Source organism: Pleionea mediterranea, assembly GCF_003148745.1.
In the GTDB taxonomy this organism is placed as follows: Bacteria; Pseudomonadota; Gammaproteobacteria; order Enterobacterales; family Kangiellaceae; genus Pleionea; species Pleionea mediterranea.
The window spans coordinates 275,253-288,268 of sequence record NZ_QGGU01000002.1 but is presented as its reverse complement, the minus strand read 5'-3'; the positions used below and the strand labels follow the sequence as shown (position 1 = coordinate 288,268).

Genomic DNA, 13,016 nt, shown 5'->3' with positions numbered 1-13,016 from the left:
AAGTAATACCTTTAAAAATATTTAAACTAAAATCAATTATGTTGAGATAAAAACGTTAATAATCTTGATACCTATGTAAAACATCATATAGACTGATTGTTAACGATTATTTCTTATACATTTTTTCACAATGTACTTAACAAATATTTTGGTGAATTCTGAGAAGCAAATAGACAAGAGCAATAGGGATATATCGCATGAATAATGTAAAAGCCATGAGTCCAAAGGAATTGGAGTCTCTCGACAATCTATCAAAAAGTACACTCGTTGACTTAATAAAATTCATCTTCAACTGTAAAACCGTTGATAACATTGATGCCTTAGAGAACTCTATCCAATCCGTGAGTCATCAAGTTTTTCAAAATGATGATGTAAAAGTTCTTTACTGTAATAACCATAAAAAAACAGCACCCAATATAAATTTTGACACTCCCTTTTCATCAGCAAATTCTTCAACCCCTTCAAAACAATCTAAATCACACACTAATAAAAAGCACTGCTGCTCAAAATCAACCAATAAACAGGTTACTAAAGACACTAGCATCAATGTTGGTTGCTTTGGCAATCTCAGTAATCGACAATTTTGTCTTGTTTCTGAAAAAGAAAATGCCACAACATCAAAGTCAGCCACAGAAGTAATGAATCAGCTAATACCTTATATTAATGAAGCATTTTCCCGTGTCGATTCTGGCAAATCTAAACCAACCAGCCTGACGCCTAGAGAAAAAGAAGTCTTAAACTGGGTTGCACAAGGAAAGGGATGTTGGGAAACAGGTGTTATTGTTGGTATTTCAGAACGCACTGTAAAATTCCATCTACAAAACATCTATCGAAAACTTAATGTGGTCAATCGAGCACAAGCAATCGCTAAGGCAATGGCTGAAGGCATTTTTTAACTATTAAAAATAGTAACGGCTCATACCCGTTAAGGTTATTTTGTCGAAAATCACTGATTTTTAGCTGCAATAATCAACATCTACTGTTCGTATTAATGTTCATGTTGCAGTGATTCAAGCGCTAAATTTTACAAATCCCTTCGCCAAATAATCCATTTGATCCACCAGTATGTTTCGATTGGCTAACACCATATATTCAAATTTATTAGGCTTAAATGGAATGGCTAACAACGGCATATTAGCCTGCTCTGGTGTGCGACATCCTTTCAAGTTATTACAACGCCGACAGGCGGCAACACAATTGCTCCAGACATCACTCCCGCCTTGCGCGCGAGGTTTAATATGATCCCGTGTTAAAAGAGACTTAGAAAACTTATCGCCACAATACATGCACAAGTGATGATCACGTGCGAATAAAGCGGTATTCGTTAATGGCGGAGGTCTGTGGCTTTTTGGATAAACTTGACCGTCAACCGCAATAACAGGGGCAATGGAAAGCAGCGATTGTTTGCCCGTTAACCGACTGATACCACCATGCAGTGTCCAATTAATATTTCCAAGGCTCCATAGCACCTGATTTTTCACATAAAAGCAGGCAGCCTGCTCAATGCCAATCCATTCCATGGGAAAACCGGCTTTGTCGAGTCGCAATACACGGGCGCTCATAAACGTCTCCTAAACCAATCGTTAACTCACTTGATATAATTGGAATAAGTGAAAGTACTTATTTTAATTATGGCTTAATCTAAGACTACCGCAAATACACGTCCCTTTTAATGCTTAAAAGCTTATAAAAAAATTTGTTTTTATAAGCTTTGCCAACCAAAGAATTAACACCAGACCTTGAAATTTTTCAATATCAGCACAATCCTATAATGAACATCAGTTAGAATGTCCATCGCAAAACTTAATATCATGAGACAATTTCTGGCTGTACTAAGCGTTACGTTGGCACTAAAACAGTAATGACATTCATCGACAAGCGACACATCGGCAATAGAAACAGGAGCTTGATATGCCAAATACTAAGTTCACTTCTGGCGATACCTTTCCAGAATTAACCGTACAAAAAGTCAATCAAAGTGTCTCCAACCTGGCTGAGCCAGAGCAAGATAATCAATGGCGAGTGGTCGTGGTTTATCGCGGACAGCACTGCCCAATTTGTGACAAACAATTGAAAGAACTGGAACAGAAAAAACAGAAGTTCTACGATTTAAAAACTGACTTAATAGCTATTTCTGCAGACAGTTTGCAACAGGCCAGTGAGCAGGTTAAACGTACTGAAATTACCTTCCCTGTCGCCTACGGTTTAACGGTGGATCAAATGAAACAACTAGGGCTATATATTTCTGAGCCCCATTCGAAAGAAGAAACCGATCATCCTTTTGCAGAACCGGCCATTTTTGTCATTAATGATAAAGGCAAGGTGCAAATTGTTGACATCAGTAATGCCCCTTTCTCTCGACCCAATATTGATGGTCTATTACAGGGCATTAAATTTATTCAGGAAAACGATTATCCGATTCGAGGAACTTACCAAAGCTAGGTTAATCACCTCCTCACTTTCCATGAAGGAAGTGAGGAGATTCAAATGAATTTTTTTGACTCTAGGTCACAGCCTGACGTACTTGAAACATTTCATTCTCGTAAATCTTCTCACTGACAATTCGATTTAACGTTTCAACACTGCGATAAATATCTTTAAAACTTAAAAACAGTGGCGAAAATCCAACCCTTAAAATATTCGGCGCTCTAAAGTCGGCAATAATGCCTTCGGCGATCAGTGCCTGACAAATGGCGTATGCCTGATCATGAGTAAAGGCTAATTGACTGCCACGATTATTGCGCTCTAACGGTGTAATCAGTTGCAGTGATTTGAGACAAGCGTGTTGTTTAACCAGACGAATAAATAAATCCGACAGAGCTAATGACTTTTCTCGTATCTGATTTATGGTGACATCGTTAAATACATCCAATGCCGCATCGAGCAAACTCATGGAAACCACAGCCGGTGTGCCGCATAAGAATTGTTTAATTCCGGCATCGCTTTGATAGTTAGCATTAAACTCAAAAGGAGACTGATGCCCCATCCATCCTGATAATGGTTGTTGCATGTTGGCATGATGACGTTCTGCCGCATAGATAAAAGCAGGCGCGCCAGGCCCACCGTTAAAATATTTGTAGCCACAGCCTACGGCAAAATCCACATTCCAGTTATCAAGCTCAATAGGTATTACACCCGCGCTATGAGCTAAATCCCATATAACCAGCACGCCGTGTTGATGGGCCAGCTCGGTAATGCGTTTGATGTCGTGAACTTTCCCGGTTCGAAAATTTATTTGTGTTAACAATAAAACCGCGATGGAATCGTCGATGGATGACTCGATACTGGCTTCATCCACAGCAACCAGTTCACAGCGCTGATTACCCAGTAACTGGGATAATCCCTGGGCCATATAGAGATCCGTTGGAAAGTTATCCGACTGCGACAAGATTTTATGTCGGTTTGAATTAATGGATAATGCGGTCGCCAGCAGCTTAAAAATATTAACCGATACCGAGTCGCAACAGATAACCTGATTTGCGCAATCTGGCTTTACATTGGCGCCAATTAAAGGTGCAATTTTTCTACCCACACTCGTAGGCAGTTCAATCCATTGATGACGGTTCCAGCTGGTGATCAAATCATCGCCCCACTGCTGCTCAACGACTTCTTTAGCCCGCTGTTTGGCAACCAAAGGTAATGGTCCTAATGAGTTGCCATCGAGATAAACTTTATTATCGGGCAAATAAAATTCTTTTTGTTTATTTGCTAAAGGATCCTGCGCATCCATTCGTTCGATATCGTCAAAAAAAATTTCTTGTTTTGTCACAGTACTGCCCTACCTGTTGTGATTTCGTTGTATCTCTGTTGCTGTTTTGTCGTATGTTTATCTAATATTTACATTGTGATGTTGAGCAACTCATTAAAATGTATTTAATAATGTAACCAGCGACTTGATTGCAGGACTCCCCGGATGGATCCAGTCAAAATGCCCCGCGTCTTTTATGATTTTTGTTCGGGCTTTATTTAAGCTCGATTGATCCATAGGCACAATGGAATCGGCATTACCAATCAGTAAGTGAACGTTATCGGGTAGGTCGTGATTGATTGGGTTGGCCGCCTGATACGCCAATGCTTTTTCTTCAACGCTGCCACCCATAAACTTGGGTGTAGCGGTTTGACAGGAGTTGCTCCCTTTAGCGTACTGCGCAATATCAGTGATGGCTGCCAAGCCAACCGTAGCCACTAAATTGCTTTCTACTAATGGTTGTTTGTTTAAATCACTCGCCGCCAATAAAGCCAAATGCCCACCTGCGGAATGCCCCATCAAAATATAGCGGGATACATCAAGGTTAAATTCCGATAACTTTGTTAGCGACCGAACGCCTTGTTGAATATCATTAAAACTGCCGGGCCATCCACCACCTTTGTTGCCTGTTCGACGATACTCAAGGGAATACACCGGATAGCCTTGTTGTGACAAATGAGTCGCCAGCGGATAAGTATGGGCAATATCAAACGCACTTAACCAGCAACCGCCGTGGATCAAAATGATGATCGGTTTTGTAAGCGTGCTGTCATTTGCATTGTTGGCCGTGGCTTTAGTTTGTTGCGATGGTTTATTCATCGGAGCAGCAGGTTTCCATAACAAACCAAACTGCAAAGGATCGGTGCCGTATTTAATTTTTTCATTGTGGCGACGAAATTCAAGCTCGGTAACCTTGCTGTAAGCCACCTGAGGCTTCACGACAGGAAACTCAACCGGTTTTTCGTAGATTGATTCTGCCTGAACACTCGCAACACTCAATGCGCTCAAGCCTATAACATTGAAAATAGCCAATGCTTTAACATTTTCAGCCAATTGCTTTACCGAGTGTTTTAAACAAACTGTAATGATTCGAGTCACGGAATTGAACCTTTCTTAAGTAACAAACATCGCATTATACAGGTAATCAGCGTTTTCAGTAGCCGTCGCTTAAAATCCACTAAAAAGTGCTATGCCACAGAACAACATGACTATACAAGCTATCAAACATTGATATAAACAAGCGATAGGACTACAAAAAAACTAGCTGACAATAAAACAGTTATACGTCTAAAACACCGATTTGAGTTAACAGAGAGAAATTCGTTGTATTCCATCGACTGCCTCGATACAAACCTGACCACAAGTTACCTATACTAGAAGCTATCTTATAAATGCAGTACTTGATGATACTGCGCTCGATATTGATACTGTGCTCGATATTTTTGAGATGGCTTCTAAATTGCACTTAATACTTGAAACCAAGATGACTTAACTCAACGAATAGGCATTTTTTGTTGCGATCGACTCTCAATTTTCGAGCACAATCATTTAATCAACAGGAGCTCACATGGGTTTATTAGTGAATGGACAATGGCAAGATAAGTGGTACGACACCGACTCGACCGGCGGAAAGTTTGAACGTGAAGAAAGTGGCTTTCGCAGCTGGGTAACCTCCGATGGCAGCGCAGGCCCAAGTGGCGACGAGGGGTTTAAAGCAGAAGCCAATCGTTATCACTTGTACGTTTCTTTGGCCTGCCCCTGGGCACACCGCACTTTGATTTTTCGTAAACTGAAAGGCCTTGAAGATCTTATTGATGTGTCGGTGGTGAATCCCTATATGCTGGAACAAGGTTGGAGTTTTAAGGCGTTTGACGGTGTGGTAAAGGATCCCATATTCAATGCGGAACATATGCACCAGATCTATACCGCAGCTAAATCTGACTACACTGGTCGTGTTACCGTGCCGGTGCTTTGGGATAAAAAAAGTAACACCATTGTCAGTAATGAATCATCGGAAATTATTCGAATGTTTAATTCCGCGTTTGATCAAGTCGGTGCTGCAGAAGGCGATTTTTACCCAGAGCCATTACGTGAAAAAATTGATGATATAAACGACTTTGTGTATCACAACATTAACAATGGTGTTTATAAAGCAGGCTTCGCGACAAAACAGGAAGTTTATGAAAAAGCCGTCTCCGATTTATTTAATGCCTTAGAAAAAATAGAAGGTATATTAGCGAAAAACCGTTATCTCACCGGTGATAAAATCACAGAAGCTGACTGGCGTTTATTTACCACATTGGTTCGATTTGATGCGGTGTATGTCGGGCATTTCAAATGCAATATCAAACGAGTTTTCGATTACAAACATATCTGGGGCTATTTAAAAGAGTTGTATCAAATGTCAGGAATTAAAGACACAGTAAATATGACGCACATTAAAACCCATTATTACGCCAGTCATGACACCATTAATCCAACAGGAATAATCCCATCCGGTCCGGCGATACCTTTTGAAGAGCCACACGGTCGGTATTTATAAGGCGTATCCAATATTCTTTGTAACTTTGGTTACACTATCAAGTCCAGTTATCTGCGATTTATGCTCAATTAAACTGAGTGTAAATCGCTGATTAATTTGTCATAATCCATAAAAACAATCATTGATTAATAATAACGGAACCTATCAACTAATGATTCGATATTGGTTGAGCTATTGATCAAAATAATTTTCTGGATATTCCATGATAGGTATTATTTTACTGGCGGCCAGCTGGTTAGCGCTCAAGTATGAGAAAAAGAACCTTACAGTATTGGGATTTAATCGTCCAAAGCGACGTTCGATAGAATTTTCAGCCGGATTAATAATCGCCGGAGCCTACGCATCACTCCAGTTTATTCTTATGTCACACTGGTCGAATTTTAACTGGCAATTAAATACCGACTACTCCCTTTATAATGCTCTTGAAAGTTTGCGCTGGAACATTAACTCGGTGTTATTTGAAGAATTGATATTTCGAGGTTATCTACTTTATAAAGCCATCCAGTTATTAGGCGAGCGATGGGGCTGTTTTTTATCGGCCATTGCATTTGGTGTATATCACTGGTTTTCATACGGTGTTATTGGCAGTATTGTGCCCATGGTGTATGTATTTCTATTAACAGGCACCTTTGGTTTAATGCTGGCCTATGCCTTTGCAAAAACCGGATCGATTACTCTTCCGATTGCCCTTCATCTGGGCTGGAATCTGGTCACTATACTGGTATTTTCGAATGGACCCATTGGTGATCAACTGCTGCTCAAAAGTACCGGAAATGTTGATTTGATAGAAGGCTACCGCTCACTTATTGTCAGTGTTTTAATTCCTTTTTCTTATCCTTTACTAATGCTCTGGTTACTCATAAAAAATAAGCGAGTTCGATTATCGGAATAATCTAACTCGCTTTATTAAAACGACATCCTTGTCTTTTCGCTCATAGAACAACCACTCATCTTGCAGACATTTAAGATTGGGTTAATGCCAAGTTATTGATAACTGCCTAGGGGATTATCACATCTACTTACGCTGCCCTGGCCGATTTGGATCCTTCTTTTTGCGATAAATCGTTTTGTGGTAATCGCATTAAATAATCAAATGCGCCCAGTGCTGCTTTCGAACCTTCTCCCATGGCAATGATAATTTGCTTGAATGGCACTGTGGTTACATCGCCTGCGGCATAAAGGCCACTGAGCGATGTTTCCCCACGTGCGTCAACAATCACCTCGCCTCGCTCTGTCAAATCAATGGTATCCCGTAAAAACTCACTGTTGGGTACCAACCCTATTTGCACAAAGATACCGGCCAGCTCGATGGCTTTAGAATCACCTGTGCTGCGATCGGTATACTGCAGTCCGGTGACTTCATCACCATTACCTGACACTTCCGTGGTCTGTGCCTGCATAATAATATCGATATTACTCATGGAGCGGGCTTTTTCCTGCAACACTTCATCGGCTCGTAACACATCGCTGAATTCAAGCACGGTCACATGCTCGACAATATTCGCCAAATCGATGGCGGCTTCGATGCCGGAGTTACCCCCACCGATAACGGCCACCCGCTTACCTTTAAACAAGGGGCCGTCACAGTGTGGGCAATAAGCCACGCCCTTACCAGAATATTGTTGTTCTCCTGGCACATTCATTTTTCGCCAGCGAGCGCCGGTAGCCACAACAATGGACTTGCTTTTGAGTATCGCGCCCGAGTCGGTTTCGATCTCAAAATGATCCTTTTTACTGATCGACTTTACTGTCTGCCCCGACATAATATCCACGTCGTAATCTTTCACATGCTGTTCGAGACTGGCCACCAGTTTGGGGCCTTCGGTGTAACTCACCGAAATAAAGTTTTCAATCCCCACCGTATCGGCTACCTGACCGCCAAAACGATCCGCTATCACACCGGTATTTAATCCTTTACGGGCACTGTAAACTGCTGCGGAAGCACCGGCGGGTCCACCACCAACAATCAACATATCAAACGGATCTTTGTCGGACAGTTTTTTCGCTTCACGGGCTAGCGCACCCGAATCGACTTTATTCAACACGTCTTTTAATGTGATTCGACCTTGTGAAAAAGATTGTCCATTCAGGAAAACCGAAGGCACCGATTTTATCCCAAGCGCTTCAACTTCACTTTGAAAAAGCGCCCCGTCGATCATGGTATGTTTAATATTGGGGTTCAGTAGCGCCATCATATTGAGCGCCTGAACAACATCGGGACAGTTTTGGCACGACAATGAAATATAGGTTTTAAATTCCAGAGGTGCATCAAGATTTTTAATTTGTTCAATAAGCTCATCGTCCAACTTCATCGGATGACCGCCGGCGTGTAATAGCGCCAACACTAACGATGTAAATTCGTGACCCAAAGGAACACCTGCAAACGAAACCCTTGCTGCCTTTTTATCCATCAAGGATGCAATTGACATTAAAGGCGTACGTGCGGTATCAGACGGGTTTTCTTGTTCAACAACCGAGACCTTCGGTGACAGCTCACGAATCTCATAGGCCAACGATTTTAATTCTTTTGATGCCTGTTGTTGATCAAGCGTCAAAGTCAAAACAATGTCGTGTTTCAGGTTGTTGAGATAGCTTTTTAGTTGTGTCTTTAAAGTTTGATCCAACATCATGATCTCCAGATTTCGGGCAAAAAGCAGGCAAAAAAAGGGCCGGGCTTACAACAATTGGAGGGTGTGCTCATTCACGAGCTAAAGTAAGACCGACCACAAAAAGATTAGATTTTTCCAACAAGATCGAGAGAAGGTGTTAGTGTCTCCGAACCGGGTTTCCACGCAGCAGGACAAACTTCACCGTCGTGCTCAGCAACGTATTGAGCCGCCTGAATTTTACGAACCAGTTCGGCTGCTGAACGGCCAATCCCCAGATCATGAACTTCGCTGACTTTAATTTCGCCTTCTGGATTAACCACAAAGGTGCCACGCAATGCGACGCCATCGTCTTCAACCAGTACACCAAAATTACGCGAAATCTCACCGGTTGGATCGCCCAGCATTGGGAAAGTGATTTTATTGATGGTATCGGAGCTTGAATGCCATGCTTTATGAGTAAAGTGTTTGTCGGTTGATACCGAATAAACTTCTACACCCATTTCTTGCAACTGCGCATAGTGATCCGCCATGTCACCCAGCTCGGTTGGGCAGACAAATGTAAAGTCGGCGGGGTAAAAGAAAAACACGGCCCATTTACCGGCAATGTCTTTTTCGGTGACATCAACAAACTCGCCATTATGAAACGCTGTTGATTTAAAAGGTTTGATAGTGGTGTTGATTAGTGACTGTGTCATGGATAACTCCTGAAGTTAACGTTGTTAGTGTTTGATCAATAGGTTTCTGTTCAACTCAGGAATTATATTAAGGCTTAGATTTAAATTAGTATAATAGATTAATAAAATAGTATTGTTCGTATTTTACGAACGCGGGTATTACGAACAATGCTAATACGAATAAAACTATGTGGTGCGACTACGCGCCCCTAGCTGATGTAACCCTAGAGGGTTTTACCTAACCAGTTAAGTACATTTTGCCCCATAATGCGGCCTTTATCCGCGGTGTTTATGACTCCGGCCTGCTCAGCCTGATCAAGAAAAATACCCGGATAACAGCCATCAACGGTAGCCATTTCGCCCAGTGGGTAGGGGTCGTCTACGCCCCAGACCATCTGTGATGCGCCACATCGACTGACCATCATTTGCAGCGTGGCAACATCGTGTACCAGAGTGTCGAAGTAAACGTTAGAACTGCCTAATGTCTTATCTGGATGACTCACTCCAGGAAACAAATCCGGACGGCCTTCAACCCCCTGTATCACCCTACCGTGATTCGCCAACCCCAGCATATTGCCGTGGGCAAAGCAGGTTCGAACCTTCGGGTATTGATTGGCGAGGCCGTTCAGCACAAACATCAGGTAGGTATCGGCGGTTTGCGCCATCATCCACACAAGATGATTGCGCCAAAACTGATCTTTCAGGTTAACCATTTTGCCCGCATCGTAAGGATGGAGCTCGATAGCCAGATTGAGCTCATTAGCCAATTCCCAAATTGGCGCCACGGATTTATCGGCAACGGACACCCACTCACCGTCATTATTTTGATAGTGAGTGCTCAAACACAGCATGCTCATTTTATGTTCTTGAACGCAGCGCTCTATTTCTTTTAACGCCTGCTTCAGATGCGCCGGTTGCACCACAAAGCCGGTGGTGAATTTATCCGGGTGCTGGTGCTGCACTCCGGCATTAAAATCATTCTGGAAACGGATAATATCAAAGGTTTCGCTTTCACTAACACCATTGCAGTAAAGCTGAGACAGACTTAACACCACCTCGTGTTGAATATCATTCTGTGCCATCCACTGTAGTTTTTCATCGAGAAAAAAACTTGGATCGGTAATGGGTCGTTTCCAGTCGCCCTGATGCATAAACTTTCTTTCATCATCGACCCAAAAATACTTTTTATCCTTCATAAACTGAGGGATCTGATCGGGTGTCGGTAATAAATGTCCGTGTCCGTTAATGCGCATAGGATGCTCTATTCTTTTCAATGAGTGACAAACGCATTATAAGGAGATTACCTGAGGATGTCAGCCGCAGTAATATAATCACCTATCTCGCATGAATCATTACGGTAATTCCCATATCGTTGGAACCGGAAGCATCGCTCTCGTAAGCGAAGTCAGGATTCTCTACCTCATGGAACATAAAAGTGCAGCTCATTGGCATTGTCAATAATGTCGTTAAACTAACTTCATTTTTAACATAATTAGATCGAGACAGCGAATACCATTTTCATAAATTGCAGGTTTGTAGTGAGAAAAGAAATCAGGCTCAACATGACTCACTCGAAAGCCACATTTTGATATAACGCCAATTGATTAAGACTTGAGTTGCCGGTGCCTACCCATATCTCTGTTGCGCCACTTCCAGACTCCCAAAAGATTGTTTTTTCTATCAATTGATTTGCAATGCCATTGCCCTGCCAATCCTTAGCAACCGCTATATTTTTAAGCTCAAACTTGGAACCTTGCTCCAGAAGAACTGCAGCAGCGACCACTTCTTCCTGCCATTTTGCCACAATTACTTTTGAGTTTTTTTAGATAACCATTTACGACTGATTCATCGAGATCTGCCATCAATAATAATGGCAGATTAGATTGACTTCACTTTTATCTATTTCGAAAAAACATAATCTTTCAAGCATTAATAATTACTAGCTATTTCGGTTTCGAACTAAAGAAAGAGAGGCAAGTATAATAAATATTAGTAAACTAGGAGCACCGCCACCTGTATAATTTTTTCGGTGTACCACTTTTACATCTTCAGTCTTATTTTTAATTTTGTTTTTAAATACTTCGAGTTGTAAAGATAGGTTTTTAATCATTTCATCTGCAGCAAGCTCAAATCCTTTAATACTGTCATTCCTCAATTGTTCACTTAAGTTCACTGGAGTTGCCGAACCTTTAACAACACTTTTACCGGGTGCTCGAAATAACATTTTTCTGCTACTTATATCGTACACAACAGTATCCATCATAGTATTAGTATCGTTTATCTCTCCTTTGATGATGTATGCGCCAACAATACTCCAATATGTTAGTGATAAATAATTTTCATCTGTAAACTGGGTCTGGTCATGTGACACAAGGGCAATAATGTCAATATCAAACATGGTTTTGATTTGATCAAGATTAGAAAAACCACCACCTTGTGATAAATATTCTGTCGGAATAAGCTCTATCGACTGAACATATTCTCTTTCTCTGAATTGAGATGCAACTTGCTCCAACAATTCAGCTTTTGCAACAGATGTAAGGGCATTGGGTGTTAGCTTTTTACCTGTCCAAAAATTAGTAGCATGATTATCGATTGGCGTTGAAGGAACAAACGCGATGCCTACTTTTACAGGAAGTTTAAGTACTGGAACCGATGGTTTAATCGCAACATCCTGATCACTTGGATACAAATAATCTACAACACTGCTTCTTGACCGTGTTTGCTGACCAGCACACCCTGCAAGAACAAAAATCACGGTTAATAAAATTAAGCTAACTTTCCAAACATTATTCATAAATGATTCCTTACTGTTAAGATTAAAAGTCCTTTGATTTTTAATCGAACACTACAAACTTCCAGCCGTCGTTTTGTTTTAGGCGAATAGCATTAACCTGGCTGTTTTGCTCAAAGTTAACCTGATTGGTTTGTTGGGGCCAAACTTCCTGAAGCGCAGTCATCTTAACCCACAGTCCTTTAAGAGCTTTTTGTTGAAAGCTTTGCTGCAAAGAGCTTTCTTGCATAGCGTCTTTTTGAATAGACTCTACTTGAATAGTTTTGGTTTGAACTGTATTTTCTTCAGAAATGCTATCCTTAAGTGGAATTTCCTGATACACCCACAAGTATTTCCCTTCAACCTCAAAACCGACATAGTGCAACGATAGCTCTGTACTTTTATTAACTCTCAAACCAAAGTTTTGTTTGACGTACTGAGCGAATGCGGCTTGAGACTGTTTGTTGTTGATTATGTCTGCCTTGGTATCGAGCATACGATTAATGGCATGCTCGGCATCATGTAAATAAAAACGATGAACAACTTCAATATTACTGGTGCGCTGATTAAAGTTAACCGTTGTATAACTTTCTTTTTGCTGGTGTGCCATAAGCACACCCGACATAAATACAACGCACAGTAAACTTAGCGATAAAAAAGCAGGTTTCAT

13 protein-coding genes are annotated in these 13,016 nt (G+C 41.3%); 4 read left to right on the top strand and 9 right to left on the bottom strand.

What is annotated here, in order from left to right:
• Positions 1-197: 197 nt before the first annotated feature.
• The gene (locus tag C8D97_RS03345; RefSeq protein WP_109761927.1) at positions 198-896 is read left to right on the top strand and encodes a response regulator transcription factor; all 699 of its coding nucleotides are present in this window, start codon (positions 198-200) and stop codon (positions 894-896) included.
• Between the two features lie 114 nt (positions 897-1,010).
• Here C8D97_RS03345 and C8D97_RS03340 read toward each other — a convergent pair whose 3' ends face one another.
• Complete coding sequence (locus tag C8D97_RS03340; protein WP_109761925.1) at positions 1,011-1,562, bottom strand: HNH endonuclease; 552 nt, start codon at positions 1,560-1,562, stop codon at positions 1,011-1,013.
• Between the two features lie 349 nt (positions 1,563-1,911).
• Between C8D97_RS03340 and C8D97_RS03335 the strand changes: the two genes are divergently transcribed.
• Positions 1,912-2,442, top strand: a complete 531-nt coding sequence (locus C8D97_RS03335) for a redoxin domain-containing protein (protein ID WP_109761923.1) — start codon at positions 1,912-1,914, stop codon at positions 2,440-2,442.
• A gap of 61 nt (positions 2,443-2,503) precedes the next feature.
• Here C8D97_RS03335 and kynU read toward each other — a convergent pair whose 3' ends face one another.
• Together kynU and C8D97_RS03325 are read right to left on the bottom strand one after the other, a co-directional pair.
• Positions 2,504-3,769 carry a kynureninase gene (kynU, locus tag C8D97_RS03330; RefSeq protein ID WP_210204836.1) on the bottom strand — a complete coding sequence of 422 codons (1,266 nt, stop codon included), beginning with the start codon at positions 3,767-3,769 and terminating at the stop codon, positions 2,504-2,506.
• Positions 3,770-3,862: 93 nt separating this feature from the next.
• A complete protein-coding gene (locus C8D97_RS03325) occupies positions 3,863-4,846 on the bottom strand; it encodes an alpha/beta hydrolase (protein WP_210204835.1) in 984 nt (327 codons plus the stop codon).
• Positions 4,847-5,315: 469 nt separating this feature from the next.
• Here C8D97_RS03325 and C8D97_RS03320 point away from each other — a divergent pair, with 469 nt between their 5' ends.
• Complete coding sequence (locus C8D97_RS03320) at positions 5,316-6,290, top strand: glutathione S-transferase family protein (protein ID WP_109761921.1); 975 nt, start codon at positions 5,316-5,318, stop codon at positions 6,288-6,290.
• Positions 6,291-6,492: 202 nt separating this feature from the next.
• Positions 6,493-7,182, top strand: coding sequence for a CPBP family intramembrane glutamic endopeptidase (locus tag C8D97_RS03315; RefSeq protein ID WP_109761919.1), 690 nt, complete (start codon positions 6,493-6,495; stop codon positions 7,180-7,182).
• A gap of 127 nt (positions 7,183-7,309) precedes the next feature.
• On the opposite strand, the gene ahpF is transcribed toward C8D97_RS03315, so the two are convergent.
• From ahpF to C8D97_RS03285, 6 genes are all read right to left on the bottom strand, one after another.
• A complete protein-coding gene (gene ahpF / locus C8D97_RS03310; RefSeq protein ID WP_109761917.1) occupies positions 7,310-8,917 on the bottom strand; it encodes an alkyl hydroperoxide reductase subunit F in 1,608 nt (535 codons plus the stop codon).
• 107 nt (positions 8,918-9,024) lie between these two features.
• The gene (gene ahpC, locus C8D97_RS03305) at positions 9,025-9,594 is read right to left on the bottom strand and encodes an alkyl hydroperoxide reductase subunit C (RefSeq protein ID WP_109761915.1); all 570 of its coding nucleotides are present in this window, start codon (positions 9,592-9,594) and stop codon (positions 9,025-9,027) included.
• 203 nt (positions 9,595-9,797) lie between these two features.
• Positions 9,798-10,826: an amidohydrolase family protein gene (locus C8D97_RS03300; protein WP_109761914.1), complete on the bottom strand. Its 1,029-nt coding sequence runs from the start codon at positions 10,824-10,826 to the stop codon at positions 9,798-9,800.
• Positions 10,827-11,140: 314 nt separating this feature from the next.
• A complete protein-coding gene (locus C8D97_RS03295; protein WP_109761913.1) occupies positions 11,141-11,380 on the bottom strand; it encodes a GNAT family N-acetyltransferase in 240 nt (79 codons plus the stop codon).
• Positions 11,381-11,512: 132 nt separating this feature from the next.
• A complete protein-coding gene (gene rhlP, locus C8D97_RS03290) occupies positions 11,513-12,370 on the bottom strand; it encodes a rhombotarget lipoprotein (RefSeq protein WP_109761912.1) in 858 nt (285 codons plus the stop codon).
• 40 nt (positions 12,371-12,410) lie between these two features.
• Positions 12,411-13,016: a DUF6702 family protein gene (locus tag C8D97_RS03285; protein WP_109761911.1), complete on the bottom strand. Its 606-nt coding sequence runs from the start codon at positions 13,014-13,016 to the stop codon at positions 12,411-12,413.

Excerpts from the sequence above, each read along its gene's own strand:
- C8D97_RS03345 (WP_109761927.1), top strand. The coding sequence starts at position 198 with ATGAATAATGTAAAAGCCATGAGTCCAAAGGAATTGGAGTCTCTCGAC.
- C8D97_RS03340 (WP_109761925.1), bottom strand. The coding sequence starts at position 1,562 with ATGAGCGCCCGTGTATTGCGACTCGACAAAGCCGGTTTTCCCATGGAA.
- C8D97_RS03335 (WP_109761923.1), top strand. The coding sequence starts at position 1,912 with ATGCCAAATACTAAGTTCACTTCTGGCGATACCTTTCCAGAATTAACC.
- C8D97_RS03320 (WP_109761921.1), top strand. The coding sequence starts at position 5,316 with ATGGGTTTATTAGTGAATGGACAATGGCAAGATAAGTGGTACGACACC.
- C8D97_RS03315 (WP_109761919.1), top strand. The coding sequence starts at position 6,493 with ATGATAGGTATTATTTTACTGGCGGCCAGCTGGTTAGCGCTCAAGTAT.
- ahpF (WP_109761917.1), bottom strand. The coding sequence starts at position 8,917 with ATGTTGGATCAAACTTTAAAGACACAACTAAAAAGCTATCTCAACAAC.
- ahpC (WP_109761915.1), bottom strand. The coding sequence starts at position 9,594 with ATGACACAGTCACTAATCAACACCACTATCAAACCTTTTAAATCAACA.
- C8D97_RS03300 (WP_109761914.1), bottom strand. The coding sequence starts at position 10,826 with ATGCGCATTAACGGACACGGACATTTATTACCGACACCCGATCAGATC.
- rhlP (WP_109761912.1), bottom strand. The coding sequence starts at position 12,370 with ATGAATAATGTTTGGAAAGTTAGCTTAATTTTATTAACCGTGATTTTT.
- C8D97_RS03285 (WP_109761911.1), bottom strand. The coding sequence starts at position 13,016 with ATGAAACCTGCTTTTTTATCGCTAAGTTTACTGTGCGTTGTATTTATG.